The following is a 26,441-nucleotide window of genomic DNA, read 5'->3' as shown; positions in this document are numbered from 1 at the left end:
TCCGCTTTCCTGCCGGCTCAGACCAGCGCCTTGCCTTCTTCGTCGATCGCGTTCGCAATCGCCTCGTCCGTCGCGTCTTCCGGCAGCAACATCTCGTTATGCGCCTTGCCGGAAGGGATCATCGGGAAACAATTGGCGAGGTTCGCCACGCGGCAATCGAACAGGACCGGCCGCTTCGCCGCGATCATCTCGTCAATGCCGGCTTCCAGATCCGATGCCTTCTCGACGCGCATGCCGATGCCGCCATAGGCCTCGGCCAGCTTCACGAAGTCCGGCAGCGCGTCGGTATAGGAATGCGACAGCCGGTTGCCATGCAGCAACTGCTGCCATTGCCGGACCATGCCCATATATTGGTTGTTCAGGATGAAGACCTTGACCGGCAGCTCGTGCTGGATCGCCGTCGACATCTCCTGGATGTTCATCAGGATGGACGCGTCGCCGGCGATATCGATGACGAGCGCATCCCGATGCGCCGCCTGCACGCCGATCGCCGCCGGTAGGCCATAGCCCATCGTGCCGAGGCCGCCCGACGTCATCCAGCGATTGGGCTGGTCGAAGCCGAAATACTGCGCCGCCCACATCTGGTGCTGGCCGACTTCGGTCGTGATGTAGGTGTCGTGACCGCGCGTCTTGTTGAACAGCGTCTCGATCGCATATTGCGGCATGATCGTCTCGCTGACCTGGCGATAGGCGAGGCTCTTCCGCGCCCGCCAGCGCTCGATCTCCGACCACCAGCTCTTCGCCGCCGCCGCATCGGCCGTATATTTGCCCTCACGCCAGATGCGGAGCATGTCCTCCAGCACATGGCCGACATCGCCGACGATGCCGATATCGACGCGGACATTCTTGTTGATCGAGGACGGGTCGATATCGATCTGGATCTTCTTCGAGCCCGGCGAGAACGCATCGAGACGGCCGGTGATGCGGTCGTCGAAGCGCGCGCCGATCGCGATCATGACATCGCAATCATGCATCGCATTGTTGGCCTCGAAGGTGCCGTGCATGCCGAGCATGCCCAGCCACTGCCGGTCCGACGCCGGATAGGCGCCGAGCCCCATCAGCGTCGACGTGACCGGGAAGCCGGTGGCGCGGACGAGTTCGCGCAGCAATGCCGAAGCCTGGGGGCCGGAATTGATGACGCCGCCGCCCGTATAGAAGATCGGCTTCTTTGCCTTGGCGATCAGCTCGACAGCCGCGCGGATCGCGCGTTCGTCGCCGCGGACCTGCGGATGATAGGTCTTGTGCTCGACGCGGGCCGGCCCCTGATAGGTGCCGGTCGCGAACTGCACGTCCTTCGGAACATCGACGACGACCGGACCCGGACGGCCGGACCGCGCGACATAGAACGCCTCATGCAGGACGCGGGCGAGATCGTTGACGTCCTTGACCAGCCAATTGTGCTTGGTGCAGGGCCGGGTGATGCCGACCGTATCGGCCTCCTGGAAGGCATCCGAACCGATCAGATGCGTCGCGACCTGGCCCGTGATGCAGACCATGGGGATCGAATCCATCAGCGCGTCGGTGAGCGGCGTCACCATATTGGTTGCGCCGGGACCCGACGTGACCAGCGCGACGCCGACCTTGCCCGTCGAGCGCGCATAGCCCTCGGCCGCATGACCCGCCCCGCCCTCCTGGCGAACCAGGATGTGCTGGACCTTATCCTGTTGAAAAAGCTCGTCATAAATCGGGAGAACGGCGCCACCGGGATAACCGAAGAGGTGCTCGACTCCCTGGTCGATCAACGCCTGGACGACCATTTCCGCGCCCGTCATCTGCCGTGTCATCGCTTACGCTCCGTATCCGGACCGGCTCCGCCGCATCCGTCTGTTCGTCATTGTCACCAGGGCAATAAAAAAGGCCCCTTCTGGGGGCCCGATACGCGCACTACCAAACGTGACGGCTGTCAGGCCATCAGGCAGTGCGCTCCCTAAGTACTACGATCGTGCCGACGCGGATCATGTCCGGACGTCTCCATTTGAACTCTGCGGGACAAATACGCGGAAGTTAGCGAGGGGTCAAGGGGCGCGACGTAAGAAAGTTGCGCGGATGGGTCGCTTGGATTTGCGGAAATTAGCCGATGCGCCGGATGCGACCAGCGCGCCTCCCCGTTACCCCACCCTTCCCCAATCCCCCATCTGGTTCCTGAACCAAGTCCCCTGCCGTTTGGCGTAGCGCCTTGTCTGCATCTTGGCCTCGACGATGGCGGCGTCCAGTGAGACCTTGCCGGCTAGGTATCCGCCGAATTCGGTGACGCCGATCGCCTTCATGGCCGGCAGGTTGGGGTCGAGGCCGAGGGCCAGCAGCGCCCTTGCCTCTTCGAGCGCGCCGGCTTCTACCATCGCGTCCAGGCGCTTGTTGATACGGTCATAAAGCACCGCCCTGTCCGGTTCGAGGACGATGCGGGCCGCGTCTTCCGGAGCGATGAGCGGCGGCAGGGCTGGCTCGGCCTGGAACGCCGCGAGCGTCCGGCCGGTGGCGAGGACGACTTCCAGCGCGCGCAGCACGCGCGTGCGGTCGTTCGGCGCGAGACGGAGCGCCGCGTCGGGGTCGAGGCCGGCGAGGCGGGCATGTAGCGCCGGGACGCCTTCCTCGTTCGCGGCCCGGTCGAGTTCCAGCCGCAGCGCTTCCGGGATCGGCGGCACGGCGGAAAGCCCTTCCGTCAGCGCCTTGAAATAGAGCCCGGTACCGCCGACGAGGATCGGCAGGCGGCCTTCGTTCCAGATCTCCGCCAGGATCCGCGCAACTTCCTCCCGCCACGCCGCGACGGAAAACCGTGTCGAAGCAGGGACCTGGCCATAGAGCCTGTGCGGAACGCGGGCCTCCTCTTCCGGTGTCGGCCGGGCCGAGAGGATGGCGAGCTCGGCATAGACCTGCATCGAATCGGCATTGACGATCACGCCGTTCTCGCGTTCGGCGAGGCGAAGCGCGAAGGCCGACTTGCCGCTCGCGGTCGGCCCGGCTATCAGGACGGCGCGCGGGTTTCTCCCGTTTTCCAGGCGTCTCCCGATCTCAAGGTCTTCCATGAACGCTTCCGCTGCTTCCGCCCCGCTGGTCGCCACGTTCATAGCACGCCCCGAGCAGGCGGCAGCGCTGGCCGCGACCGTCGAGGCGGCGCTTTCCGCCCTGCCGGGGGCGACCGCCGACTGGCTGGCCGAGGGCGAGGCCTGCGACGTGCTGTTGCCGCAAACGGGGCTCGCCGGCTTTCGCCCGGAAGCCGCCATTGGCGAAAGACCCGTCGATGTCGTGGTGCAGCGGCTCGACCAGCGCCGCAAGCGCCTGATCGTCGCCGACATGGACTCGACCATGATCGGCCAGGAATGCATCGACGAGCTCGCCGATATGGCCGGGCTGAAGGCCCATGTCGCCGCGATCACCGAACGGGCGATGCGCGGCGAGATCGAGTTCGAGCCGGCCTTGCGCGAGCGCGTCGCCCTGTTGAAGGGCTTGCCGGTCGGTGTCGTCGGCCAGGTACTGGCGGAGCGCATCCGCCTGACCCCCGGCGGGCCGGAACTGGTCCGCACCATGAAGGCCCATGGCGGCTATGCGGCGCTGGTCTCGGGCGGCTTCACGCTGTTCACCGGCCCGGTGGCGGCACAGATCGGCTTCGACGAGAACCGCGCCAACATTCTTGACGTCGAGGGCGATCACCTCGCCGGCACGGTGACCGAGCCGATCCTTGGCAAGGAGGCGAAGCTGACCGCACTGATGGAACTCTCCCGCCGCTTCGTGCTGTCGCGGCACGAGACCCTGGCGATCGGCGACGGCGCCAACGACCTTGCCATGATCGGCGCTGCCGGCCTCGGCGTCGCCTATCACGCCAAGCCCAAGGTCGCGGCCGAGGCCGATGCGCGCATCGACCACAACGACCTGACCGCCCTCCTCTTCGCTCAGGGCTATCGGCGGGCGGAGTTCGTGCGATGAGAGCGGAAACTGCAAGGCTGATCCTGCGGCCCTGGGAAGACCGGGACCTCGACCCCTTCACGGCGATCAACACCGATCCGCATGTGATGCGCTTCTTCCCGGCGATGCTCGGCCGCGACGAGACGGCGGCCTATATGGAGCGCATCACCGCCCTCGGCGGCGAGGATTACGGCTTCCTCGCTGTCGAGGAGAAAGGCAGCGGCGATCTGGTCGGCGTCGTCGGTATCGCGCCCGTCAAGGCGGACATGCCCTCCGCTCCGGCGGTCGAGATCGGCTGGCGCCTCGCCGAGCGCCATTGGGGCAAGGGCTATGCGAGCGAGGCGGCGCACGCCTGGCTGGCGCATGGCTTCGGCAAGCTCGGCCTCCCGGAGATCGTCGCCTTCACCTTCACCGGCAATGAACCCTCGCGCCGCGTGATGGAGCGCCTCGGCATGCGCCGCGACCCGGCCGACGATTTCGACCACCCCTCCATCCCGGAAGGCCATCCCCTGCGTCCGCATGTGCTCTACCGGCTTAAGGCGGCCGCGTTCGTCCGCTAGAGCCGGCCCATCTTAAACAGCGACAGATCGAACGGGCTTGGCTTGCCGGTCGCGAAATCGGCGAGGATTTCGCCGATCACCGAGGCGAACTTGAACCCGTGCCCCGAGCAGGGCGAGGCGACGATGATCTCCGGCGCGCCCGGCGCGGTATCGAGCACGAAATGCTCGTCTTCCGTATTGGTGAACAGGCAGGCCGACAGCCGAAGCGCCGGCCCGTTCGCCTCCGGGAACATCGCCGCCATGCCGGCGCGCAGCACCGCCTCGTCCTCGGGCGTCGGGACGCGCGACAGCGTTTCCGCGTCGCCGGTCTGGTTCAAATGGTGATAGAGCCCGATCTTGAAGCCCGGAATGCCCCAGATCGGGAACTGATAGAAATGCCCGGCATCCGACACCGCATTGGAGACGGGGAAGCGCTCCATCGCAAAGAGTTCCGGCTTTTTCGGCAGGAACCAGCCCAGCACCTGCCGCTCGGCCACCGCCTTGCCCTTAAGCGCCGGCACCAGATCGGAAATCCAGCCGCCGGCCGCGACGACCACCCGCCCCGCCTCATAGCGCCCGGCCTCGGTCACGACCATGACGCGGCCATTCCCCGGCTCGACGGCGAGCACCTTCTCGCGGCCATGGATCACCGCGCCGGCCTGAACCGCGAGCGACAGATGCGCCAGGATCGCCCGCTCCGACGCGACGAAGCCGCCATCGGGCTGGAACACGGCGAGATTGCCCGCCGGCAGGCAATAGCCGGGAAAGCGCCGATGCGTCTCGGCCGCGTCCAGCAGCTCATGCGCCAGCCCATGTTCGCGACAGGTGGCAAGCGACCCCTCGACAACCCGGCTCCCCGCCGGCCCGGCATCGATCGAGCCGGTGATGAACAGAAGCTGCTCGGCCGTCAGCGTCTCGGCCTCGCGCCAGAGTTCATAAGCGCGCTTCAGCAGCGGCACATAGGCCGGATGCTCGAAATAGGCGAGACGGATGATGCGGTTCAGCCCATGCGACGATCCCATCGCATGCCCGATGTCGAACCGCTCGATCCCCAGCACCCGAAGCCCCCGCCGCGCCAGCTGCCAGCAGGCGGCGGAACCCATGCCGCCGAGACCGATGACGATGACGTCGTAGGGGTGGGGCATGGTGGGTGGGGTCCTAGTGGGGGCTTAAGAGATATGTGAGCGGGTTTTGGGCGCCAGGGCAAGTTGGGGGTGGATGGCCTGGTGGGCCGCTCTGAAAACGACCGTCTTCTGGCCATCTGTGGTGCGAGCAAGATTTGTCTCTCTATGCCAAGAGCGGTCATCCGGTGCGACATTCACCCCGGAAAGAGATCCTGGCTATTGCGTTCCGGTGAACGGTAACCTGGCACCTTGACCGGTTGCCCTGAGATCGACGGGTGGTACACCGAACTGGGACTTGAAGGCGCGGCTGAAAGCTGCTTCGGAATTGTATCCGACCTGCCGCGCCACATCGCCGACGCGTGCGTTGGCCTGTCGTAGCAACCCGTGCGCCAGCGTCAGGCGCCAACGGGTCTGGTAGGACAGCGGCCCCTCCTTGACCAGTTGCGAGAAGCGGTCGGCAAAGCTGGAGCGGGACATTCCGACGGCGCTCGCGAGGTCGGCGACGTTCCACGTCCGAAACGGCTCGTCGTGGATGCATTTGAGAGCCCGGCTGATGCGCGGGTCGGCCAATGCGCCCAGCCATCCAGCGTCATTAGGATTTCTCGTCTGCGCCCATGTCCGGATCACGCGGATGATCAGCACATCGATGAGTCGGGAGATCATGACCGAAGAGCCCGGATAGACGGTCTGGGCTTCCATCATCATGAAATGGGCCAGTCCCTCGAGCCATCCCCCGGTCTGTCCACCCGACTTCTCGATATGGATGACGGCGGGCAGCGCCGAGACGACCCAAGGCACGGCCGTGCTCTCGAAATGGAACGCGCCGCCGATGAGCCGGGTCGGCCGCCCGTTGCCGCCATGGCGGAGACCGAAGCGCTCGTTCGTGAACTGCGCATCCATCATGTGGTCGGCGTTCGCCGGATCCGCGCCGCCGCCATCGGTCAGGACGTGGCCGACGCCGCGAGGCAGCATCACCAGGTCTCCCGCTATCGCCTCGACGGGCGGTTCCCCGGCCACCTCGACGGTGAGCCCTCCTTCGAGAACAACGAAGAAATAGGCAGATCCCGGCTGGAAGCGCAGCGCCCAAGGGTGGGCGAGATCGATCGAGAAAACCAGTTCGCCGCGCAGCCTTACCAGGTCGAGCATTTGCGAGAGCAGGTCGATCCGGGCGGCCAGCATGCTCGCAACTCTGGACGATCGAGCATGCATTGCGGGGTCCCGGTCATGGTCACTCATGGCACGACATCCTAGGTTAGGGGCGTCTTCGGAAACGGATTAAGTCAAACAAATCAGAGTAATAGTGAGGATAGCCGGAGTTGCGGAACAACGGAAGGCACTCCTCAGGATATTGCAGACAGTCCGACCCGACATGAACCGGCGCCGAAGCGCCTGACCTGGAGATTGACAATGAAGACCCTTCTCATGTCCGCCCTGATGCTCTCGACTGCCATGCTGGGCGCCGCCCCGGCCTTCGCCGCGGCGACCCTGCCGGCGGACACCATCAAGAACATCGTTCTCGTGCATGGCGCCTTCGTGGACGAGTCGAGCTGGGACGGCGTCGCCGCCATCCTCGCCGCCAAGGGCTACACCGTGACGGCCGTCAAGAACCCCCTGACTTCGCTGGCCGACGATGTGGCCGCCACCGAAGCCGTGCTCGACGCACAGAACGGGCCGGTGGTTCTCGTGGGCCATTCCTGGGGCGGCGTTGTAATCGGAGAGGCCGGCGACAACGCCAAGGTCAAGGCGCTCGTCTACGTCTCGGCCTTCGCACCCGAAAAGGGCGAAAGCGTTTCGGCCCTGGCGGCGAGCGGGCCGGCCACGCCGGGCACCGCGGCGATCCGTCCCGACAGCAAGGGCTATCTGACGATCGACCCGGCGGTGTTCCCGGGCGCCGTCGCTGGCGACCTTCCCAAGGCGGTCGGCGAGCATCTGGCGGCTCACCAGATGCCGATCAACCACACCGCGTTCGATGCACCGGCCACCGTCGCGGCGTGGCACGACAAGCCGAGCTGGTACGTCCTCAGCACGAAGGACCTCGTTCTCGACCCGCATGCGCAGGAATTCTTCGCCGGGCGCATCAATGCCAAGGTGACGAAAGTCGACGGCAGCCACGCCTCGCTGGCCTCTCATGCCGCCGAGGTCGCCGCGGTCATCGAGGCCGCTGCCGGCGCCAACTGATCGCAGAGATCAATGCCATCGCCGGGAGGCAACGTCCCCCGCTCCCGGCGGTGGCTGGAGTCGAAAATCAGTCTTTCGCCGAAGCGAGCCCCTCCCCAAATCCGCTCTCGCGGTTTTGACCCTCCCTCAAGGGGCGGGTTGGAGCGCCCCTACGGATCCAGTGCCAGCGACACGAACCGCAATTCGCCCGTCGAGCTGGCGATGAGGAGTTGCGCCAGCTTGCGGCCGTCTTTCTTGAGCTGGTCGATGCGGGCCGTCACGTCCTGCGGTTTGGCAACGGGTTCCTGGGCCACTTCGACGATGACTTCGCCCACCGTGATGCCCTTTTCCTCGGCGCTGCTGCCGGCGGCGATGTCGGTTACCACGACGCCCTCGACCTCGGGGCGGACCGAATAGCGCTCGCGCAGGTCCGCCGTCAGCTCGGCCAGCGTCAGCCCCAGCACGGGGGCCTCAGCCGGTTGCTCCGACTTGGGCGGCTCCGGCGCGGGCGGGGTTTCCTTGTCCGGCGCGGGCGCCGCGTCGTCGGCTGCCGGCTCGGCCTCGGCGAGGCGGCCGACCTTGATCTGCAGCGTCAGCTCCGCGCCCTTGCGCACCACCACCAGATCGACGGTCTGGTCGATCATCGCATCGGCGACGAGGCGTGGCAGATCGCGCATCTCGGTCACGGGCTTGCCGTCGAACGAAATGATGACGTCGCCCGGCTCCAGCTTCGCCTCGTCGGCTGGGCCCTTGTCGGTGATGCCGGCGACAAGCGCGCCGCGCGGCGAGCCCATGGAGAGGCTGTCGGCGATCTCGTCGGTGACCTGCTGGATGCGCACGCCGATCCAGCCGCGCCGCGTCTCGCCAAATTGGCGCAACTGGTCGACGACATGGATGGCAGCATCGGAGGGGATGGCGAAGCCGATGCCGATCGAGCCGCCCGACGGCGAGATGATCGCCGTATTGATGCCGATGACCTCGCCTTCCATGTTGAACAGCGGCCCGCCCGAATTGCCGCGATTGATGGCGGCGTCGGTCTGGATGAAATTGTCATAGGGGCCGGAATTGATGTCGCGGTTACGCGCCGAGACGATGCCGAGCGTCACCGTGCCGCCGAGGCCGAACGGATTGCCGATCGCCATCACCCAGTCGCCGACGCGCATCTTGTCGGAATCGCCGAATTTCAGCGCCTTGAGCGGCTTGCCTGGCTTCGGCTTGACCTGAAGGACGGCGAGATCGCTCTTCTCGTCCTTGCCGATCAGCGTCGCCGTTAGCTTCGAGCCATCGGAGAAATTGGCGACGATCTCGTCGGCATCCTCGATGACGTGATTATTGGTGATAATGATGCCGGACGCATCGACGACGAAGCCCGAGCCGAGCGACTGGACGCGGCGCGGCGGCGGCTCTGCGGCGCCGTCTTTGCCTTTGGGCTTCTTGAAGAACTCGTTGAAGAATTCCTGGAACGGCAGCCCCTCCGGCGAGGGGGGCACCGGTCCGCCGCGCGTTCCCTCGACCGTTTGCGAGGTCGAGATATTGACGACCGAATCGAGCAGCCCGGCGGCAAGATCGGCGACCGAGTCGGGTCCATGCGCGAAGGCAGCTGCCGGAAAGCCGGTGGCGATGAAGACCGCCAGCGCCGCGCGGCGCAGCAACGCCATGCCCCCGCCCCGCCGCCTCGTCGCACCGTCGTCGACAGGGCGGCTCGCAAACGCTTGCATCGGTCTCTCCCTGTTCGCCCCGCGCCATGCGGGACGGCTGGACGCCTCCTCAGGCGGCACGGCGCATCTTGCCCGAAAAGATGAAAGGAAAACTAGGTCGGAGAAAGGCGCGTTTCAATCGAGCGCGAAAGCGTCAGGCCGAGACGCGCGCCAGCCAGACGACACCCACCCCGAGGGCGAGTGCCGCGAGGCCGCAAAGCCGCAACGTCTGGTCGGGGGCCTCGACCCCCTGACGCATCATGGCCTTCGCGACCGAGGGCAGCCCTGCATAAAAGGCGCCCTCGATCACGAGGACAAGACCGATAGCCGCGACCAGATCGATCATGGAGCGGCGGCCGCCGGGGCGGCAGGCGCCGCGACCGGAGGTGCCGGACGATTGACTCCAGCCGCCGATGGGTCCTTGAAGAAGCGGAAGAAGGCCGAATCCGGTGAGATGACCAGCCGGGTCGTGTCCCCCTTGAACGCATCCGTATAGGCCTGCATCGAGCGGAAGAAGGCGAAGAAATCCGGGTCCTGCCCGTAGGCGGCCGCGAAGGTGCGGTTCACCTGGGCATCGCCGTCGCCGCGCAGTTCTTCGGCCTGCTGGTTCGCCTCGGCGACGATGACGGTCGCCTGGCGGTCGGCCTGGGCGCGGATCGTCTTCGCCTCCTGCTCGCCGCGCGAGCGAATGTCGGTCGCCTCGCGCTGGCGCTCGGTCTGCATGCGCTGGAACACCGCGGCGCTGTTCGCCGCCGGCAGATCGGCACGGCGAATGCGCACGTCGACGACGTCGATGCCCAGACGCTGACCCTCGGCATTGACCTGCCGCGTGATGCTGTCCATCAGCCCCGCACGACCATCGCGAACGATGTTGGAGAAGTCCATCTGGCCAACCGCGCCGCGTATGGCCGAGTTCAGGATCACGGCGAGGCGCTGCTCTGCCGCATCGATCGAGCCGGCCGCCTGGTAGAACAGCAGCGGGTCGACGATCTTATAGCGACCGAAGGCGTCGACGACGAGACGCTTGCGGTCGCGCGCAATGACCTCGATCGGCTGCGAGTCGATGTCGAGCAGACGATTGTCGATCAACACCACATTGTCGACCAGCGGGACCTTGAAGTAGAGCCCCGGCTCTTCGACGACGCGCACCGGACGGCCGAAGCGCAGCACGAGACCCTGCTGCGTCTGGTCGACGACGAAGAGGCTCGTATAACCGAGGACGGCGAGGACGATCAGGATGACGACGCCGAGGCCGCCGAAAATTCCGCCCTTCATGGCTTCACTCCCGCATTAGCGCCCGATGGGGCCGGAGCGCCTGTGAGCGCGGGAAGCGGCAGATAGGGAACGACACCGTTGCCGGATTTCTCGTCGATGACCACCTTGTCGGAATTGGCGAGGATGTTGGCCATGGTCTCCAGATACATGCGCTGACGCGTCAGGTCGGGGGCGACCTTGTAGGATTCGTAGACCTTGACGAAACGATCGGCCTGACCCTTGGCGATCGCGATGATCTGGTCACGATAGGCATTGGCGGCTTCGACGATCTGCGAAGCCTGGCCGCGGGCGCCCGGAAGAACGCGATTGGCGTAAGTCTGCGCTTCGTTGCGCAGACGGTCCTGATCCTGCTCGGCCGCCTGCACATCGCGGAACGCATCGATGACTTCCGGCGGTGGGCTGGCGTTGAGCAACTGGACCTGCGTGATCTGCACACCGGCTCCATACTGGTTGAGCCGCTGCTGGATCAGGTCCTGGACCTGGGTCTGGATGCCGAGGCGCTCTTCGGTGAGCACGCGCTCGACATCGGAACGTCCGATGACCTCGCGCATGGCGCTCTCCGCCGTCGCCTTGACTGTACCTTCCACGTTCTGGACGTTGAACTGGTAGTCGCGGGCGTTGTTGATCACCCACTGCACAGAGAAATCAATGTCGACGATATTCTCGTCGCCGGTGAGCATAAGGCTCTCGGCGGAGGCATCGCGGCCGCCCGAAGCGCCGGGAATGGAGCCGACCGTCGTCTGGCGCACTTCGGTGACCGACGGCGTATAGACGGTCTCGATCGGATAAGGCAGGCGGAAGGAGAGGCCCGGGCCGACCTGGCGGTCGAACTGGCCGAAGCGCAGCACGAGGCCGACCTGGTTGGCGTCGACGCGGAAGGTGAAGAAATTGTAGCCGAGGAAGGCGACGACGGCGACAAGCACGATGAGCGCCACGACGGGGTTGAAGGCCCCCCTCGAACCGCCACCACCACCGGGAAGCACACGCTTCAGCTTGTCCTGGCTGCGGCGAAGAAGCTCCTCGAGGTCCGGCGGATTGGGTCCGCTGCTGCGAGGGCCCTGTCCCCAGGGGCCGCCATTATTGCCGCCCCCCTTCCAACCGCCACCGCCGCCCGTCTGGTTGCTCCAGGGCATCTCTTCTCCTTCGATCGCGTTCTATCGGTCGGGCGGCGCTTCTCACGGAAGCACCACCGTCCGGCCATACCGCAGTGCGGGCAGCGACGCCAGAAGTGGGGTGCGCCCGCTCGACTGTCAACGATAACCGCGCTCAGGCGGCCTTCTCATAGACGACGAAACGGCTGGCCGCCGTATCGCCTGGTCCGGCCGGGACATCTTCGGATGAAACGACCTGCCATGTCGACGGATCGATTGCCGGAAAATGTGCGTCGCCATCCGGCGAGAGCGCGACATGGGTGATGTAGAGCCGCCGCGCCTGAGGCATGAATTCGCGGTAGATTTCGCCGCCGCCGATCACGACCCCCTCGACCATGTCGGAAGCCGCCCCGGCGGCGATGGCGGCCGAGACGGCCGAATCCAGCGTCGGCACTACGACGATGTCGCCTGCCCCCTGAAATCCGCGCCGGCTGATTACGATGTTGATCCGGCCCGGCAGCGCACGGCCTATCGATTCAAACGTCTTGCGCCCCATGATCACCGGCTTGCCCATGGTGATCGACTTGAACCGGCGAAGATCGGTCGAGAGCTTCCACGGCATGGCGCCGTCCCGCCCGATGACGCCGTTGTCGGCGACCGCCGCGATCAGCGATATGCGCAGCGGGTCACGGTTTTCCATGCGAATCGCCCTTGGAGGTAATGCGGTCGAGCACGCCGAGCAGCAGTGCCGATATCACGAAGGTCATGTGCAGGATGACGAACCACATGATCTTGTTGTTGTCATAGTGGTCGGCATTCAGGAACACCTGCAGCAGGTGGATCGACGAAATCGCGACGATCGAGGAGGCGACCTTGATCTTGAGGCTGCCGGCATCGAGCTTGCCGAGCCAGGAAAGCTGCACCTCGGCATTGTCGAGGCGGCTGACATAGTTCTCGTAGCTCGAAATCATAACCATCAGGATGAGGCTGGCGACGAGCGTGGCGTCGATCAGGCTCAGCATCGACAGGATCATTTCGCTCTCATCGAGAACGAACACGCCCTGCACGACCTTGATGAATTTGAAGATGAAGGAGACGGCATAGACGGCAAGCGCCGCCGCAAGGCCGAAATTGAACACGACAAGGATCCAGCGGCTGGCGAGCAGCACGCTCTCGATCCAAGTTTCGACTTTCTTCACGGCAAGGCTCCGGATATGGGGTCTGTCGTAGCGGCCAGCATATGGCGGCTTTCGCGTCAGACCGCCAGAGGCTCCGTGCCGGCAAAGGCAAAAAGCGCCTCGCCGTCGAGCCGGCAGCGCTGCCACTCGGGATGGCGCCTCGCCCCCTGCGCCTCGTAGAAGGCGATCGACGGCGTGTTCCAGTCGAGCACCTGCCATTCGAAGCGCGCCAATCCCTCGGTGACGCAGCGGCGCGCCAGATGCTGCAGCAACGCCTTGCCGATGCCTTTTCCGCGAAATTCGGGGTGGACGAAGAGGTCCTCCAGATAGATCCCGTGCGCCCCGCGAAACGTGGAGTAGGAATAGAACCAGAGCGCAAAGCCGGCCGGTTTGCCAGCCCATTCGGCGATGTCGCAAAAGACGCGCGGCGCCGCGCCGAACAGCGCCGCATCGATCGCCGCCTCGTCAGCTTCGACCTCATGCGCCAGCTTCTCGTAGTCGGCGAGCGCGCGGACGAAATCGAGCACCAGTCCCGCCTCTCCCGGCCGGGCCGGACGAATTGTCACCCCGGCGCGGCTCACGGCGTCGTCTCCGGCCGGGCCAGGATCAGGATGTGCAGGTCTTTCTCGGGATAGTAGTCGTCGGCGCTCAGCTCAAACGTCGTCGGTCCTGTCTTCTTCACGCCGTCGCCGCAGAACGATACGAGGTTCGCCGCCGCGCCCTTGTCGACGGTCAGGTGAAACTTCGAGATCGAGCCGGCCCAGTTCGCCGCCGTCGTCAGGATATAGTCGAGACGGTGTTCCATCATATAGTCGCTTCCCGAACCCTGCCCCATGACCTTGTCGGTCGCGGCAAGGAACGCCTTGTCGATGCAATATTTGCGCTCATAGTCCTGGAAGAAGGCCTCCTTGCGGCTCTCTGGCGAGGCGAAGGTCACGCCCGAAGTCATGCCGACGCTCGGCTTGTAGATATGCTCCACGATGAGGGTCTTCTTCGCCGGGAAGGTCTGCTGCCAGTAATAGGCGGTCTGGAGCAGCCACATCGGTGCCAGATGCTTCTCCCAGCCCTGCCCCTGGTCGAACTCGTCGACGGCGACCAGACCAAGATGGATCAACTCCTCCCATTTTTCGGGCGGAAGCTTGTCGAGCGCCGCCCGCGTCGCTGGGTTCTGCGGGGCGAGCGGAATGCCGAGCGACGTCAGATAGGCCGTCTGATCGATGCCGAGCGAGGTCACGCGCTGCTGCACGCTTGCCTCGACCGGCTGGCCGTCGACCGTTGTCCGGAAGCCGAGGAAATTGAGCGGATCATCGACCGGTACCGATTCCATGAAATCGACGTCGCCCTTGATGTCCGGCATCGGGAAGGCGACGAGAGAGGTCACGTCCTGGTCCGAAACATTCTCGAACGCATAGCGGACCCTCACCTCGTCCATCGAGATGAACAGGTCCTCCGACTTCATCTGCACCGCCTCGGTCGTCACATAAGCGAGACCGCCAGCGCCCAGTTCCGCCGTCGAATCATTGGCGAAAGCCGGGGCGGCGAGAAGGCAGGCGGCAAGAGCAAAAGGCGCGGCGCGCATGACGATCCTCGGGTCGCGGGGAATCCACGCCTCGATCTATAACGCAGTCCACCCCGCCGATGTGACGGTCGCCACAGATCGATCCTACACCGCGACCTTCGCCCGGATCGCCGGATGCGGCTCGTAGCCGACCAATTCGAAATCCTCGAACCGGAAATCCTCGATCCGCTTCACCGCCGGATTGAGCTTCATGACCGGCAAGGCGCGGGGCTCTCGCGAGAGCTGCTCGCGCGCCTGGTCGAGATGGTTGGAATAGAGATGCGCGTCGCCGAGCGTGTGCACGAAGTCGCCCGGCTCAAGCCCGGAGACCTGCGCCACCATCAGCGTCAGCAGCGCATAGGAGGCGATGTTGAACGGCACGCCCAGGAAGATGTCGGCCGAGCGCTGGTAGAGCTGGCAGGAGAGCCGGCCATCGGCGACGTAGAACTGGAACATCATATGGCAGGGCGGCAGCGCCATCTGGTCGACTTCGGCCGGGTTCCAGGCCGAGACGATCAGGCGGCGCGAATCCGGGCGTTTGCGGATCGCCTCGATGACCTCGCCAAGCTGGTCGATCTTGCGGCCGTCCGGCGCCGGCCAGGAGCGCCATTGCGCGCCATACACCGGGCCGAGATCACCGTTCTCGTCGGCCCATTCGTCCCAGATCGTCACGCCATTATCGCGAAGATATCGGACGTTCGTGTCGCCCCGGATGAACCAGAGCAGTTCGTGGATGATCGACTTCAGATGCAGCTTCTTGGTCGTCACGACAGGAAACCCGTCGGCGAGATCGAAGCGCATCTGATGGCCGAAGATCGACAGCGTGCCGGTGCCGGTTCGGTCGGTTTTGACCGCGCCCGTCTTCAGCACGAGATCCATGAGGTTGAGATATTGGCGCATGGCTTGCGGTCCGCTCGCGGAATCGTCGTCGCATCATACAAGGAAAAGGGCGCCGGAGCGCCCTCCGCCATTCGTTACCCCCAGCCGGGGCCGGCCGATAAGGCGCGGCGCGCCTATTCTGCCGGGGCTTCCTGGGCTCTGAGGCGCCGACCGGCCGCGCCGCCGAGCGTCAGCTGCGTCAGCGTCAGCGAGACCAGCGCGGCGCCAGCGATGCCCACCACCATCGGCAGGGCGGTTCCATTCAAGAACAGCCCGACGATCGCCATGACGACGGCGCCGGCACCGAACTGCAACGTGCCCATCAGCGCCGAGGCCGTACCGGCGATCGGGCCATGCGCATCGAGGGCGAGCACGGCCGAGCTCGGGATGACGAGGCCGAGAAAGCCGAAGCCGACGAACAGCAGCACCAGCAGGACCGGCAGCGCGCTGATGCCGAGCAGGAACAGGGCGAGCAGCAGCACCATCGTGGCCGCATAACCAAGGACGGCCCAGCGCATCATCGGCACCATTCCGAAGCGCGCCCCGATCGGGCCGGCGAATTGCGAGACGCCGATGAAGGACACCGCGTTCACCGAGAAAGCGAAGCTGTACTGCGTCGGCGTCAGGCCATAGTGCTCGATCATCACGAAGGAGGAATTGGCCAGGAAGGCGAAGAAGCTCGCTATACCGAACGCGCCGATGAAGACGAGACCGAGAAAATGCCGGTCGCGCAGCAGGTAGCCATAGGCCTGGATCGCTCCTGTCATGCTGCTCTCGCGCCGCTCGGCGACCGGCCGCGTTTCCGGCAGCGCCAGAGCGAGCAGCACGACGCCGAGAACCGCCGCGCCGAGCACGACCCAGAACACGCCGCGCCAGCCGGCGAGCGCGATCACGGCGCTGCCCGAGAGCGGGGCGAGGATCGGCGAGACGGAAAATACCAGCATCAGAAGCGACATGAGCCGCGCCGCCTCGGCGCCGGTGTGCAGATCGCGCACCACGGCGCGCGGCACGACCATGCCGGCGCAGGCGCCGAGCCCCTGCACGAAGCGGAAGGCGATCAGCACGTCGATCGACGGCGACAGCGCGCAGCCGATGCTGCCGACCATGAAGAGGGCGAGGCCGAAATAGAGCGGCGGCTTGCGCCCGACCATGTCGGAGACCGGGCCATAGACCAACTGGCCGAAACCGAGCGACAGGAAAAAGGCCATCAGGCTCATCTGGACCGCGGTATTATCGGCCTTGAGATCTGCGCCGATCGAAGGCAGGGCTGGCAGATACATGTCGATGGCGAAGGGCCCGATGGCACTCAGCAGGCCGAGGACGACGGCGAATCGCAAGACAGAGCGGTCCATGGAGAAATTCCTTCGAAGCGAAAAATCGGCCGCGCAGCGCCGATGGCTGTCGCAGACCGATTGAGGTGGTGCAGGATCCATGGGCGGAGGCAGCGGGACGCAACGCGTCGCTCACCCAATAGGTTTTGTTGTCCAGATTTTTGGACACTCTTGTCTAAAACGTCAAGCCCCCCTATCGTTCGGTCATGAAAATTTCACGCGACGCAAATTCTTCACGGGTCTCCGCCTATGGGCAATGCGCCAAGCGCTTGTCGATCACGGAAGCGGCGGAGGAGTCGTTCGCGCGGGAAGGATATGCCGCGACCAGCATCGACGGCATCGCGGCGCGCGCCTGTGTCTCGCGGCAGACCATCTATAATCACTATGGCGACAAGGAGCAGCTCTTCCTCGCCGTGGTGCGTGACCTCACGGAGCGCTCCAATGCCGGCCTCTATCAGCTGATAGCCAGCTTTCCCGATCGACCCATCGATCTGGAGGCCGAACTCGCGGACTTCGCGCTGCGTCTCATCCGCAATTGCCTGTGCAACCGCGACGGCAAGGCGCTGCGCCGCCTGATCGAGGCGGAGGGCGAGCGCTATCCGGAGCTCTTCGCTACCTGGCGCCAGGACGGGCCCGGCAAGGCCTGGGCGCTGATCGGCGCTCGCCTCGCCGGCCTTGATCATGCCGGCCTGCTCCGGATCGACGATCCGGAACGCGCCGCCCGCCAGTTCATGGCGCTCATCTATGCCGACATCCAGATGATCACTCTCTTCGGCGGCGCGCCCACCGAAGCGGAAATGCATGCTGCGGCGCGAACCGGCGTGCGCACCTTTCTGGCAGCCTTCGGCACCGCCGCAGGACCGCGCCGCGATGACTCGGCGTCCGTCCAGTCCGCCATGCTGGCGCAATAACCACGGCCGCTCGCTACGCCGTCCGAGGCCGCCAGGCGATGACGCCCTCGGTCCGAGCCCGCACGTCGGGCGAGGCAAGGCAAGTGGCGACGGCCTCGTAACCGGGCGAGCCGGGATAGGGAGCGACCACGGTAGGCGGGCTGTGATTGGCCGGACAGAACAGGATGATCTCATCGGCGCCGACCGCCGCCAGATCGAGGATCGCGCTGGAGCGCGTCATCAGGAACAGCGGACGGGCCGGACTTTCTCGCCGGCGCAGGTGAGCCACCAGCGCTTCCTGGGTGGCATGGTCCAGCCCCTGCTCCACCATATCGACGACCACGGCTGTCGGCTCTGCGGCCTCCAGCCCGGCGAGGAGAGCGACGAGGGCTTCGGATCGCATGGCGCCCTCCCCGACGAGCCAGGTCAGGCTGGCGTCGATTCGCGATCGAAGGCTCGGATCGGCCTCCATCCGCGCCCTCGCCGCCGCACCGCCATCCGCCGCCCGGTCGAGACCGAGCAAGGTCGCCCCGGGCAACGCCTGTGCCAACCGCTCGGCGAAACGGGTCTTGCCACTGCCGAGCGGGCCGACGATGAAGTTCAGCGCCCGGATGTCATGCAACTCGAAGCGCTCGCCGCCCCAGGGCCATGGAAGCTCGAGGGCTACACCGGCCTTCGCCGGGGTCCCCAGCAGGCGGGAAAGTTCGCCTGCCGCCGGCGCTTTTCCCTGGGCAAGATCGGCCCGCAGCCGCTTCACTTTCTCCACCGTGACGGCCAGTTCGCGGCCACGGTCCTCCAGCGTCTTCTGATGGTTGGCGAGTGCCGGCCCCAGATCTTCGGCGTCGCCACCCAACACCCTCGCCACTTGTGCGAGGCTAAGCCCCAGCCTGCGCAAGGCGACAATCTCGGCGGCTCGATTGATCTCGGCGGGCGCGTAGGCGCGATATCCGGCCGCTGTGCGGGCCGGCGTTACCAGACCGCGCTGCTCGTAGAGCCGCAGGGCCTTGGGGGAAACGCCAAGCTGCCTGGCAGCTTGGGAAGGGCTCAGGAATGGGGCGGGAGAGCGCACGAATCACCTCTTCGGCTACGGACCGCCATCCTTATCGGGCCGGCCGCAGGGGCCGGGTCAAGTCGGGCCGTGCGACGCCGAAATAGGCTCACCGGCGCCGCGCTACCGCCTGACGAGACATTGGGCGAGCCCGGCATTTGGCCGAGCCCTTCGGTCGGCAAAGACAAAGGCCTACCAACACGGCGATTGGTCAGCCGCATCCCTTTTCACTCCGCTCCCGATCCCCTATATCTCCTCTGCCGGCGCAAGCCGGCTATGGCGATAAACGGTCACCGAAATAAACCTATCGGACCCGGGGGCGGTACCCGGCGCCTCCACCCGAGCCCATCGGCCACCGCGAACAAGCGGGTGGTCTCCGGCGGGGGCGAAATAGGATCGACGAGGGCGTAAAGGGTGTTCTTTTGCTCGGCATGGTACCGCCGATATCGGACCAAACCTATAGTTGCGAATGACAACTATGCTCCGGTGGCTGTTGCCGCGTAAGCGGTTCCAGTACCGAAATTGAAGTCCTTGCGGGTAGCACTGTAAGGCGGGGTTCGGAGGCACCTGGCAACAGAAGCCTCCACTTTCGCGACTGGCGGCCGGAACGCCGCCCGCAAGACGGATAGAAAAATGCCCGAAGATCTGATCCGCTACGACATTCTGGCCCAGGACGCGCTCCGCGGCGTTGTTCGCAAGGTCCTGGCCGAAGTGGCGAAGACGGGTCTTCCCGGCGAGCACCATTTCTACATCACCTTCGAGACCCGCGCCCCCGGCGTGCGCATCTCGACACGAATGCTGGCCCAATATCCCGAGGACATGACGATCGTCCTCCAGCATCAATATTGGGACCTCTCGGTCAGCGAACATTCCTTCGAGGTCGGCCTTTCCTTCAACGGCGTGCCCGAGCGCCTGCTCGTTCCATTCGCCGCCGTGAAGAGCTTCCTCGACCCCTCCGTCCAGTTCGGCCTGCAATTCGAATCGGCACAGGCCGGCGAAGAGGCTGACGAGGCTGACCGCGAGATCGAGGCGCTGGAAAATTCATCTCTGGTGCTTGACGCCGCGCCGGAAGCAGCCGAGCCCGAACCGGCGGTGAGCGAGGAACGCCCCGGCGAAGCCCAGATCGTCCGCCTCGACGCCTTCCGCAAGAAGAACTGAACGCGTCCGGCAAACGAGCTCCCTGTCATAAGACTGTCATCACCCAGGTGGCCCTTATGGGTTCGCCGGAGCGATTCGATCCAAGTCTGACCGCCCATGGGCGGTGCGGTGCGGATCGAAGCCGGCGTGCCTTTCCTGCTCGTTGCGAGAGCCTTTTCGTGCTCAGCCTTGGTGAATGCCTGGCCGGCCTCGGCCTTCTTTTCATCGGCCTCCGGCTGATGTCGTCGCAGTTGCAGCGGGCCATGGGCCGGCGCATCCGCGTTCTTCTCAAGGCAGCGACTCGTACCATAGCCGCGGGCTTCTCAGCAGGAGTGCTGGCCGGCGCCGTGACGCAGTCGAGCAATGCCGTGGCTGTGATCGCCGGCAATCTCGTCCGCGCCCGAGCCCTATCGACGCGTGAGGCCATTCCTGTCGTCGCCGGCGGCAATGTCGGGACCTCGGCGCTCGTTCTTCTGGCAGCGGTCAATTTCCATCTCGCCGTGCTCTTCCTGGTCGGCCTCGTCGGCATCGGCTTCCAACTCGGCTTCGACCGGCGAGCGGCGTCGCGTGGTTGGATGAGCATCGCCCTCGGACTGGCGCTGCTGTTCCTCGGCATCGATTTCATCAAGGCGGCGCCGCACGCGCTGGATGGCGCAACCTTCGCCGACTGGATGGCCGGCCTGACACCCATGAGCGCACTCGCACTTGGCCTTGTTGCTGCGCTCGTCACCCAATCCTCCTCGACCGCGACGATCCTTGTGCTCGCCGCGTTGAAGGCAGGCGTCATCGGCATAGACAGTTGCTACTTCGCCGTCGTCGGCGCCAATTTCGGATCGGGACTTGCGACCCTGGTCGCGTCGGGCGGCCTGATGGGCGTCGGCCGGCAACTCTGCCTCGTCCATATCATGGTGAAGGGCCTCGGCTCCGGGCTCCTGCTTGTGGCCTATCTGGCGGCGCCGATGTTCGGCCTCGACCCGACGGCCTTCTTCCTCCAGTTGGGCCATAGCGATGCGGCACGCGCCGTGTCGATGCTCTTTCTGCTGCTCCAGCTTTGCGGCGCCCTCCCCGTCTCCATTCTGCGCTCGCCCGTGGCACGCCTCGCAATGCGCTTCAGCCCGCCGACGCTCGAGGACGACGTGTCGCGACCGCGATTCGTCGATCCGGACGCCGCCGCAGATCCGTCCGGCGCCCTCGAACTTTCGGCAGCGGAGATCGAAGGCCTGATCCATCGCCTCCCCAATCTCCTGCCAGATCTGGACACGGCCACGCCTGTCGGCGCGGCGGGACTGCAGGTGCTCTGGCGCGGCAGCAAGGCCGTCGCCGAAACGACGGACGCATTTGTGATCGACCTGATCCGCCGTGGTCTCTCAAGCCGCGATCTCGATACGGCGCTCGCCCAGCAATCACACCTGGAGATGCTGCGAGCGCTGCAGGACACGCTCGCCGAATTCTCGGCCCTGATATCCACCCTTCGGCCGGCCCCGGCGCTCGCCTTCAACCTCTCGGAATCACTGCGCGCCATAGTCATCCATCTCGCCGACACGGCGGGAAGCGAGGCCGAGGATTTCGATTGGCTGATCGGCCTGACCGGGGATCGAAGCGAACATCTCAACCGGATCCGCCGTCAGCTTGCGGCCTCGGCGCACGGAGCCGAGGCCGACACGCAGCGCCTCGTGCTGGCCACGAGCCAGTTCGAACGCGCCATATGGCTGGTCCACCGCCTGGCCATCGCGCTGCGACCGTCCGTTGATGGGGATCAGGCTTCCTCAGAGGCGGCAGCAAACGAAAGCGCGACGGGTTCGAGCCGGCTGGATGCGGCCCCGCAAACGGTCAATGCGCTGGATTGAACCCGCGCCAGCGTGGCCAGGATCGACGCCATGCTGAAACGTCGACGCCGCCAGATCGCCGGACTCGGCCGGTTCAGATCGGCTTGTAGTGCTTCTTGCCGAAATCGATCGGCAGGAAGTTCCCGATCTGCAGTCCCAGCAGATTCCGCCGTTCGCGGCCCGTCAGATGGCCGCGCTGGAACGGCACATAGGGATCGCCCTCCTGCGCCGCGATCCAGTCGGCCATAACGGCCGGATGCGTGTCCTCGAAGCGACCGACCAGCCGGGCATCCATCGTATAGGCCTGCTGGCGTCCGAAATTCTCGGCTGGCGCCACCTCACCCTCATGGCCGGTGGCATAGAGCTTCTGCATGGCGCGCCGCTTCTCCCACATGGCGATTGGCGAGCGGCAATTGCCATAGTGAAAGAGGCGCGCCCCGGCGCTGGCTGCGCGCGGGTAGCGGCCGCTCTTCTTGTGGTCGAGGACGACGAAGTAGAGCGAATCGGTCGTGGTGATGCGGATCGTGTTGCGGATGATCCGTGCCTCGCGCGGATAATAGCTGTGCCCCCGCGCGACCCAGTTCGGATCGCCATAGAAATGGACGTAGTCGAACCACAGCGCCTCAACCCGAGGATCATCGACATGCCGTTCCATGGCAGCCAGAACCGCGGCTTGGTCTTCCTCATGCAGGACCTCGTCGCCCTCGATGTAGAAGGCCCAGTCGCCGGTGCAATTATAGAGCGCGGTCAGCTTCTGCTGCGCCAGCACGAAACCCTTTTCCTTGAGGATCGGGTTCCAGACCGTGTCGATAATGCGGATCTTCGGATCGCCGATCGCCACAATGCGCTCGCGCGTATCGTCGTCACCGGCTCCGACAGCGATCACAAATTCATCGCAGATCGGCAGGGCCGAGCGAATGCTCTCTATGAAGGGATAGTTGAGGCGGGAGCCATTCCGGATAAAGCTGAAACCACTGACCCGCATCGAGCCTTCCGCACGATCGAAATTGAATCGCGAGCTTCGCTCACGATCATTGACGCTTCGTAGCGTTTCGCGATCTGGAGGGCAACATGGGCCGTTGCGACGATGCCAGAACTTGGCAGCGATCGGAGCCGCATGGTAGAGACGCCCGTCGGCCAGCCGCCACTGCCGGAGCCGGCACCTCGCGGAATTCCATCGAAAGCTGACAGGCGCCATGACGACCCGCATCGAAACCGACACGTTCGGCCCGATCGAAGTTCAATCCGACCGCTATTGGGGGGCCCAGGCGCAACGCTCGCTCGGCAACTTCAAGATCGGCATCGAAAAGCAGCCGACCGCGATCATTCGCGCACTCGGCATCGTCAAGCGCGCGGCCGCCGAAGCCAATATGGAACTCGGTCGGCTTGACCCCGCGATCGGTGCTTCCATCGTCTCGGCGGCCCAGGAAGTGATCGACGGCAAGCTCGACGAGCATTTCCCCCTCGCCGTATGGCAGACGGGCTCGGGCACGCAGTCGAACATGAATGCCAATGAGGTGATCTCGAACCGGGCAATCGAGGCGCTTGGCGGCGTGATGGGCTCGAAGAAGCCCGTCCATCCGAACGACCATGTCAATATGAGCCAGTCGTCGAACGACACCTATCCGACGGCGATGCACATCGCCGGCGCTGAGGAGGTCGTCCGCCTGCTCGTCCCGGCCCTGAAGCATCTGCATGCCGCGCTCGACGCGAAGGCGAAGGCCTGGTCCGCCATCGTCAAGATCGGCCGCACCCATACGCAGGACGCGACTCCGCTCACCCTCGGCCAGGAGTTCTCCGGCTACGCCAAGCAGGTCGAGAACGGCATCCACCGCATCGAACTGACGCTGCCGGCGCTGATGGAGCTGGCCCAGGGCGGCACTGCCGTCGGCACGGGCCTCAATGCGCCGATCGGCTTTGCCGAGAAGGTGGCCGAGAAGATCGCCGACATCACCGGCCTTCCCTTCGTCACGGCCCCGAACAAGTTCGAGGCGCTGGCGGCTCATGACGCGATGGTGTTCAGCCATGGCGCGATCAACACCGTCGCCGCCTCGCTGTTCAAGATTGCCAACGACATCCGCCTGCTGGGCTCCGGCCCGCGCGCCGGCCTCGGCGAGCTCTCCCTGCCCGAGAACGAGCCCGGCTCGTCGATCATGCCGGGCAAGGTCAACCCGACACAGTGCGAGGCGCTGACGCAGGTCTGCGTCCAGGTGTTCGGCAACAATGCCGCGCTGACCTTCGCGGACAGTCAGGGTCATTTCGAGCTCAACGTCTATAATCCGGTGATGGCCTACAACTTCCTGCAGTCGGTGCGCCTTATCGCGGACGCGGCCATCTCCTTCACCGACAATTGCGTCGTCGGCATCGAGCCGCGCCTCGACAATATCCGCCACGGCGTCGAGCGCTCGCTGATGCTCGTGACAGCGCTGGCGCCGAAGATCGGCTACGACAACGCCGCCAAGATCGCCAAGACCGCGCACAAGAACGGCACGACGCTGCGCGAGGAAGCCGTCGGCGGCGGCTATGTCACCGAGGAGGAATTCGACGCGATCGTGCGGCCGGAGGACATGATCGGGCCGAAGTGAGGGATTGAATCCTCTCATTCCAAGGCACATCATGCGCATGGATCCTACGCATGAGGTCGATCATGGCGAATGCAGCGGCTCGTTCCGAGAATCGCAAGCTTCCGAAGGCGAAGCGAGCGGTCAACGTTTCGGTGCGCGCCGATCTCGTCGATGAGGCGAAGGCTCTCGGCACGAACATCTCGGCGGTATTGGAACGCGCCCTTGAGGCGGAGCACCGGCAGCAGCGCGCGGATCGCTGGCGCGAAGAAGACCGGGAAGCCATCGACGAGGCGAATGCCGAACTGGCCCGGAATGGCCTCTGGTCCGCCCGTCTCCGGCTGTTCTGATGCGTCAACTCGACGTCCATTGGCTGAAGGCGCCGCATGAGGGCCTCGTCGTGCTTCTACAGCATGATCTGTCCGACCAGCTTGACACACGCGTGGTGGCGCCGCTGACCGACATTCCGCATCGCCTTGGTCCTCGACCGGCTGCGCCTGAAGGTTGATTTCGGCAGTGGAGAATATTGGCTCCAGATCGACCGCCTTTCTGCCATATCGCGATCCGAGATCGGGCAATATGCCGGTCGCCTCGAACACGATCAGGACCGAATCAGGGCCGGGCTCGATCTGCTTTTCCTGGGGTTTTGACATGTCCGCCGAACTCATCAACCTGAACCGCGCCCGCAAAGCCAAGGCGAAACGCGATCAAACGACCGAGGCCGAAGCGAACCGGGTGAAGTTCGGCCGTACCAAGGCCGAGAAGCTCAAGGCCAAAGCGGAGGCTGAGAAGGCCGCGCGCCATATTGACGGCCACAAAATTGATGGGGCGCCGTGAAGAAAAGATCGCTCTCCATCGCCGGACACCGGACGTCGATCTCGATCGAGGAACCCTTCTGGGATGCTCTGAAGGAAATCGCCGCCGCCAAGGCGATCAGCCTCGCGGCACTGGTAGCAGAGGTCGACAGCCGGCGGGAGGACGGCGTCAATTTATCTTCGGCGCTGCGGGTTGCGACCCTTGCGAACTATCGTTCCCGCGCACCGGGCTGAGCCGAGCCCGGCGTATCATGCACGACAGGCTCGGGGAAGCGATCGCGCAGGTTCATCATCGGGAACTCCCAGAACCGATAGAGCGCCCAGGAAATACCGATGGTCATCGCCCAGTAGACGAAATACCGGAGAAGCGGCGGGCTGGCCTCGGCCGTCGGTCCGAACAACATGGGCATGAGGACGCCCTGCACGAGCGTCAGGTTCACCAGATACATCGAGTAGGACAGCCGGCTAATCCAACCGATGAGCCATGGACCAGCCCCTCTGCTCGCCCGCATCGAGGTAAGCATAGGCAACAATAATAGTGTAGCAACAGGCAGCACCGTCAAAGAGACGAAAGCACCGTAAAAATCGTTCGTCATGAAAAAATAGCGATCCACGACGACCAGGATCAGTCCCGTCACTGCGCCGGGAATTCTCGAACGAAACCAGAAATCCTTACAGTAAAGGCTTGCGTAGGCTCCGAGCACCCCAATCGCGATGGCGTCGAGCCGGGTGAAGACGCGCTTGCGGACAAGCGAATCCCAGCTGCCATAGTCAGCGACATCGCCGCTGAAGACCACGATGGTGCGCGCCACGGTCACCGCGATGATGATAGCGAAAATGGCGAGCAGAAAGCGCCGGGCGCGCTGCTCCGCACTCGGCACGGCCTTGAGTATGACGAGCAACAGCATCGGGACCAGAAGATAAAACCACTCTTCGATCGCCAGGGACCACGCCTCTGGGAAAAAATCTGGATGGACACTGAAGAGATTCTGACCAAAGACATAATATAGCGGCCAGTCGCGAGGCAGAACGCTGCCGGATACCAGCACCTGGACGACCAGTATCGTCAAGACCAGATAGTAGTTCGGCAGGGTCCTGAACCAGCGCCGAATCCAGAAATGGGTCAGAGAGCGCATATCTGCAGGGACTTCGACAAAAGACCGGATCAAGATCCTGCCGATGAGATAGCCGCTCAGAACGAAGAATAGCGAAACACCATCGACGGTTGGCCAGATGTAGAGCGAATACGGGACAATCGTCTCGATCAGATATCCGCCGTGAATATAGACCACCATCAGGATCGCGACGGCGCGGAGTAGGTCGAGGCCGAAAAGACGCCGTCCCGGGTCGGCAGCGAATCCACTGGCCGATCGAAGGGTCGGATCGGCGCTCATGAGAGAATCCGAGGGGCGACCGCCTCTCGCTGCGCGCGAGC

Annotated in this window: 28 protein-coding genes and 1 other RNA gene; 12 read left to right on the top strand and 17 right to left on the bottom strand. The window is 64.8% G+C overall.

The window, feature by feature from the left end; translation table 11 throughout:
• Positions 1–17: 17 nt before the first annotated feature.
• Positions 18–1,784 carry an acetolactate synthase 3 large subunit gene (locus OSH05_RS20900; protein WP_104217746.1) on the bottom strand — a complete coding sequence of 589 codons (1,767 nt, stop codon included), beginning with the start codon at positions 1,782–1,784 and terminating at the stop codon, positions 18–20.
• Between the two features lie 324 nt (positions 1,785–2,108).
• Positions 2,109–3,023 (bottom strand): tRNA (adenosine(37)-N6)-dimethylallyltransferase MiaA, encoded by a 915-nt coding sequence (gene miaA, locus OSH05_RS20895; RefSeq protein WP_266352895.1) that lies wholly within the window; start codon positions 3,021–3,023, stop codon positions 2,109–2,111.
• On the opposite strand from miaA, the gene serB reads away from it, so the two are divergent.
• Both serB and OSH05_RS20885 read left to right on the top strand, forming a co-directional pair.
• Positions 3,022–3,921, top strand: a complete 900-nt coding sequence (serB, locus tag OSH05_RS20890; protein WP_104217748.1) for a phosphoserine phosphatase SerB — start codon at positions 3,022–3,024, stop codon at positions 3,919–3,921. The two genes, miaA and serB, sit on opposite strands and share 2 nt — an antisense overlap.
• On the top strand, positions 3,918–4,460 hold the full coding sequence (locus OSH05_RS20885; RefSeq protein WP_104217749.1) for a GNAT family N-acetyltransferase: 543 nt from the start codon (positions 3,918–3,920) through the stop codon (positions 4,458–4,460). Before serB ends, OSH05_RS20885 begins: the two co-directional genes overlap by 4 nt.
• Here the strand turns inward: OSH05_RS20885 and solA are convergent.
• Positions 4,457–5,584 carry an N-methyl-L-tryptophan oxidase gene (gene solA / locus OSH05_RS20880; RefSeq protein WP_104217750.1) on the bottom strand — a complete coding sequence of 376 codons (1,128 nt, stop codon included), beginning with the start codon at positions 5,582–5,584 and terminating at the stop codon, positions 4,457–4,459. The genes OSH05_RS20885 and solA overlap by 4 nt on opposite strands.
• Before the next feature lie 195 nt (positions 5,585–5,779).
• Positions 5,780–6,742, bottom strand: coding sequence for an AraC family transcriptional regulator (locus OSH05_RS20875; RefSeq protein WP_266352894.1), 963 nt, complete (start codon positions 6,740–6,742; stop codon positions 5,780–5,782).
• Between the two features lie 228 nt (positions 6,743–6,970).
• Between OSH05_RS20875 and OSH05_RS20870 the strand changes: the two genes are divergently transcribed.
• A complete protein-coding gene (locus tag OSH05_RS20870; RefSeq protein WP_104217752.1) occupies positions 6,971–7,741 on the top strand; it encodes an alpha/beta fold hydrolase in 771 nt (256 codons plus the stop codon).
• Positions 7,742–7,890: 149 nt separating this feature from the next.
• On the opposite strand, the gene OSH05_RS20865 is transcribed toward OSH05_RS20870, so the two are convergent.
• The 10 genes from OSH05_RS20865 to OSH05_RS20820 all read right to left on the bottom strand — a co-directional run bounded on the left by OSH05_RS20865 (position 7,891) and on the right by OSH05_RS20820 (position 16,750).
• Positions 7,891–9,438: a DegQ family serine endoprotease gene (locus OSH05_RS20865; RefSeq protein ID WP_407660435.1), complete on the bottom strand. Its 1,548-nt coding sequence runs from the start codon at positions 9,436–9,438 to the stop codon at positions 7,891–7,893.
• A 133-nt stretch (positions 9,439–9,571) separates the two neighbouring features.
• Positions 9,572–9,763: a DUF2065 domain-containing protein gene (locus tag OSH05_RS20860; RefSeq protein WP_104217753.1), complete on the bottom strand. Its 192-nt coding sequence runs from the start codon at positions 9,761–9,763 to the stop codon at positions 9,572–9,574.
• Positions 9,760–10,692 (bottom strand): protease modulator HflC, encoded by a 933-nt coding sequence (gene hflC, locus OSH05_RS20855; RefSeq protein WP_104217754.1) that lies wholly within the window; start codon positions 10,690–10,692, stop codon positions 9,760–9,762. The genes OSH05_RS20860 and hflC overlap by 4 nt, the downstream gene beginning before the upstream one ends.
• Positions 10,689–11,825, bottom strand: a complete 1,137-nt coding sequence (hflK, locus tag OSH05_RS20850; RefSeq protein WP_104217755.1) for an FtsH protease activity modulator HflK — start codon at positions 11,823–11,825, stop codon at positions 10,689–10,691. Before hflK ends, hflC begins: the two co-directional genes overlap by 4 nt.
• A gap of 133 nt (positions 11,826–11,958) precedes the next feature.
• Positions 11,959–12,483: a dihydrofolate reductase gene (locus OSH05_RS20845; protein WP_165801482.1), complete on the bottom strand. Its 525-nt coding sequence runs from the start codon at positions 12,481–12,483 to the stop codon at positions 11,959–11,961.
• On the bottom strand, positions 12,470–12,982 hold the full coding sequence (locus OSH05_RS20840; RefSeq protein ID WP_104217756.1) for a TIGR00645 family protein: 513 nt from the start codon (positions 12,980–12,982) through the stop codon (positions 12,470–12,472). The genes OSH05_RS20845 and OSH05_RS20840 overlap by 14 nt, the downstream gene beginning before the upstream one ends.
• 56 nt (positions 12,983–13,038) lie before the next feature.
• On the bottom strand, positions 13,039–13,542 hold the full coding sequence (locus tag OSH05_RS20835) for a GNAT family N-acetyltransferase (protein ID WP_266352892.1): 504 nt from the start codon (positions 13,540–13,542) through the stop codon (positions 13,039–13,041).
• Complete coding sequence (locus OSH05_RS20830) at positions 13,539–14,540, bottom strand: DUF4424 domain-containing protein (RefSeq protein WP_104217757.1); 1,002 nt, start codon at positions 14,538–14,540, stop codon at positions 13,539–13,541. Before OSH05_RS20830 ends, OSH05_RS20835 begins: the two co-directional genes overlap by 4 nt.
• Positions 14,541–14,624: 84 nt before the next feature.
• On the bottom strand, positions 14,625–15,419 hold the full coding sequence (locus OSH05_RS20825; protein ID WP_104217758.1) for a thymidylate synthase: 795 nt from the start codon (positions 15,417–15,419) through the stop codon (positions 14,625–14,627).
• Positions 15,420–15,532: 113 nt separating this feature from the next.
• Positions 15,533–16,750 carry a multidrug effflux MFS transporter gene (locus tag OSH05_RS20820; protein ID WP_104217759.1) on the bottom strand — a complete coding sequence of 406 codons (1,218 nt, stop codon included), beginning with the start codon at positions 16,748–16,750 and terminating at the stop codon, positions 15,533–15,535.
• Positions 16,751–16,998: 248 nt separating this feature from the next.
• On the opposite strand from OSH05_RS20820, the gene OSH05_RS20815 reads away from it, so the two are divergent.
• Positions 16,999–17,640, top strand: a complete 642-nt coding sequence (locus OSH05_RS20815; RefSeq protein ID WP_407660434.1) for a TetR/AcrR family transcriptional regulator — start codon at positions 16,999–17,001, stop codon at positions 17,638–17,640.
• 13 nt (positions 17,641–17,653) lie between these two features.
• On the opposite strand, the gene OSH05_RS20810 is transcribed toward OSH05_RS20815, so the two are convergent.
• Positions 17,654–18,688, bottom strand: a complete 1,035-nt coding sequence (locus OSH05_RS20810) for a MerR family transcriptional regulator (protein WP_104217761.1) — start codon at positions 18,686–18,688, stop codon at positions 17,654–17,656.
• 199 nt (positions 18,689–18,887) lie between these two features.
• Between OSH05_RS20810 and ssrA the strand changes: the two genes are divergently transcribed.
• The 3 genes from ssrA (at position 18,888) to OSH05_RS20795 (ending at position 21,651) form a co-directional block, all read left to right on the top strand.
• Positions 18,888–19,255: a transfer-messenger RNA gene (gene ssrA / locus OSH05_RS20805) on the top strand.
• Between the two features lie 45 nt (positions 19,256–19,300).
• Entirely contained in the window at positions 19,301–19,825 is a 525-nt protein-coding gene (locus OSH05_RS20800) for an SspB family protein (RefSeq protein ID WP_104218197.1), read from the top strand.
• A gap of 158 nt (positions 19,826–19,983) precedes the next feature.
• On the top strand, positions 19,984–21,651 hold the full coding sequence (locus OSH05_RS20795; protein ID WP_165801483.1) for a Na/Pi symporter: 1,668 nt from the start codon (positions 19,984–19,986) through the stop codon (positions 21,649–21,651).
• Positions 21,652–21,724: 73 nt separating this feature from the next.
• On the opposite strand, the gene OSH05_RS20790 is transcribed toward OSH05_RS20795, so the two are convergent.
• Positions 21,725–22,615, bottom strand: coding sequence for a glycosyltransferase family protein (locus tag OSH05_RS20790; RefSeq protein WP_104217763.1), 891 nt, complete (start codon positions 22,613–22,615; stop codon positions 21,725–21,727).
• A gap of 211 nt (positions 22,616–22,826) precedes the next feature.
• Between OSH05_RS20790 and fumC the strand changes: the two genes are divergently transcribed.
• The 5 genes from fumC to OSH05_RS20765 all read left to right on the top strand — a co-directional run bounded on the left by fumC (position 22,827) and on the right by OSH05_RS20765 (position 25,240).
• On the top strand, positions 22,827–24,215 hold the full coding sequence (gene fumC, locus OSH05_RS20785) for a class II fumarate hydratase (RefSeq protein ID WP_104217764.1): 1,389 nt from the start codon (positions 22,827–22,829) through the stop codon (positions 24,213–24,215).
• A 62-nt stretch (positions 24,216–24,277) separates the two neighbouring features.
• Positions 24,278–24,541 (top strand): type II toxin-antitoxin system CcdA family antitoxin, encoded by a 264-nt coding sequence (locus OSH05_RS20780; protein ID WP_104218198.1) that lies wholly within the window; start codon positions 24,278–24,280, stop codon positions 24,539–24,541.
• Positions 24,541–24,699: a hypothetical protein gene (locus OSH05_RS20775; RefSeq protein ID WP_165801484.1), complete on the top strand. Its 159-nt coding sequence runs from the start codon at positions 24,541–24,543 to the stop codon at positions 24,697–24,699. The genes OSH05_RS20780 and OSH05_RS20775 overlap by 1 nt, the downstream gene beginning before the upstream one ends.
• A gap of 143 nt (positions 24,700–24,842) precedes the next feature.
• On the top strand, positions 24,843–25,028 hold the full coding sequence (locus OSH05_RS20770; protein WP_104218199.1) for a DUF4169 family protein: 186 nt from the start codon (positions 24,843–24,845) through the stop codon (positions 25,026–25,028).
• Entirely contained in the window at positions 25,025–25,240 is a 216-nt protein-coding gene (locus OSH05_RS20765; protein ID WP_104217765.1) for a ribbon-helix-helix domain-containing protein, read from the top strand. Before OSH05_RS20770 ends, OSH05_RS20765 begins: the two co-directional genes overlap by 4 nt.
• Here the strand turns inward: OSH05_RS20765 and OSH05_RS20760 are convergent.
• The gene (locus tag OSH05_RS20760) at positions 25,216–26,400 is read right to left on the bottom strand and encodes an acyltransferase family protein (RefSeq protein ID WP_104217766.1); all 1,185 of its coding nucleotides are present in this window, start codon (positions 26,398–26,400) and stop codon (positions 25,216–25,218) included. The genes OSH05_RS20765 and OSH05_RS20760 overlap by 25 nt on opposite strands.
• Positions 26,401–26,441: the final 41 nt, after the last annotated feature.

The sequence above is a fragment of the Kaistia algarum genome, from assembly GCF_026343945.1.
In the GTDB taxonomy this organism is placed as follows: domain Bacteria; phylum Pseudomonadota; class Alphaproteobacteria; order Rhizobiales; family Kaistiaceae; genus Kaistia; species Kaistia algarum.
Note: the sequence above shows the minus strand (reverse complement) of the source record. Positions and strands in the feature narration are given on the sequence as shown.

Bases quoted from the DNA above. Each gene is read 5' to 3' on its own strand.
- OSH05_RS20885 (WP_104217749.1), top strand. From the start codon at position 3,918: ATGAGAGCGGAAACTGCAAGGCTGATCCTGCGGCCCTGGGAAGACCGG.
- hflK (WP_104217755.1), bottom strand. From the start codon at position 11,825: ATGCCCTGGAGCAACCAGACGGGCGGCGGTGGCGGTTGGAAGGGGGGC.
- OSH05_RS20865 (WP_407660435.1), bottom strand. From the start codon at position 9,438: ATGCAAGCGTTTGCGAGCCGCCCTGTCGACGACGGTGCGACGAGGCGG.
- OSH05_RS20875 (WP_266352894.1), bottom strand. From the start codon at position 6,742: ATGCTGGCCGCCCGGATCGACCTGCTCTCGCAAATGCTCGACCTGGTA.
- hflC (WP_104217754.1), bottom strand. From the start codon at position 10,692: ATGAAGGGCGGAATTTTCGGCGGCCTCGGCGTCGTCATCCTGATCGTC.
- OSH05_RS20820 (WP_104217759.1), bottom strand. From the start codon at position 16,750: ATGGACCGCTCTGTCTTGCGATTCGCCGTCGTCCTCGGCCTGCTGAGT.
- miaA (WP_266352895.1), bottom strand. From the start codon at position 3,023: ATGGAAGACCTTGAGATCGGGAGACGCCTGGAAAACGGGAGAAACCCG.
- serB (WP_104217748.1), top strand. From the start codon at position 3,022: ATGAACGCTTCCGCTGCTTCCGCCCCGCTGGTCGCCACGTTCATAGCA.
- OSH05_RS20775 (WP_165801484.1), top strand. From the start codon at position 24,541: ATGCGTCAACTCGACGTCCATTGGCTGAAGGCGCCGCATGAGGGCCTC.
- OSH05_RS20770 (WP_104218199.1), top strand. From the start codon at position 24,843: ATGTCCGCCGAACTCATCAACCTGAACCGCGCCCGCAAAGCCAAGGCG.
- OSH05_RS20870 (WP_104217752.1), top strand. From the start codon at position 6,971: ATGAAGACCCTTCTCATGTCCGCCCTGATGCTCTCGACTGCCATGCTG.
- OSH05_RS20860 (WP_104217753.1), bottom strand. From the start codon at position 9,763: ATGATCGATCTGGTCGCGGCTATCGGTCTTGTCCTCGTGATCGAGGGC.
- OSH05_RS20780 (WP_104218198.1), top strand. From the start codon at position 24,278: ATGGCGAATGCAGCGGCTCGTTCCGAGAATCGCAAGCTTCCGAAGGCG.
- OSH05_RS20900 (WP_104217746.1), bottom strand. From the start codon at position 1,784: ATGACACGGCAGATGACGGGCGCGGAAATGGTCGTCCAGGCGTTGATC.
- OSH05_RS20825 (WP_104217758.1), bottom strand. From the start codon at position 15,419: ATGCGCCAATATCTCAACCTCATGGATCTCGTGCTGAAGACGGGCGCG.
- solA (WP_104217750.1), bottom strand. From the start codon at position 5,584: ATGCCCCACCCCTACGACGTCATCGTCATCGGTCTCGGCGGCATGGGT.
- fumC (WP_104217764.1), top strand. From the start codon at position 22,827: ATGACGACCCGCATCGAAACCGACACGTTCGGCCCGATCGAAGTTCAA.
- OSH05_RS20760 (WP_104217766.1), bottom strand. From the start codon at position 26,400: ATGAGCGCCGATCCGACCCTTCGATCGGCCAGTGGATTCGCTGCCGAC.
- OSH05_RS20845 (WP_165801482.1), bottom strand. From the start codon at position 12,483: ATGGAAAACCGTGACCCGCTGCGCATATCGCTGATCGCGGCGGTCGCC.
- OSH05_RS20800 (WP_104218197.1), top strand. From the start codon at position 19,301: ATGCCCGAAGATCTGATCCGCTACGACATTCTGGCCCAGGACGCGCTC.
- OSH05_RS20830 (WP_104217757.1), bottom strand. From the start codon at position 14,540: ATGCGCGCCGCGCCTTTTGCTCTTGCCGCCTGCCTTCTCGCCGCCCCG.
- OSH05_RS20790 (WP_104217763.1), bottom strand. From the start codon at position 22,615: ATGCGGGTCAGTGGTTTCAGCTTTATCCGGAATGGCTCCCGCCTCAAC.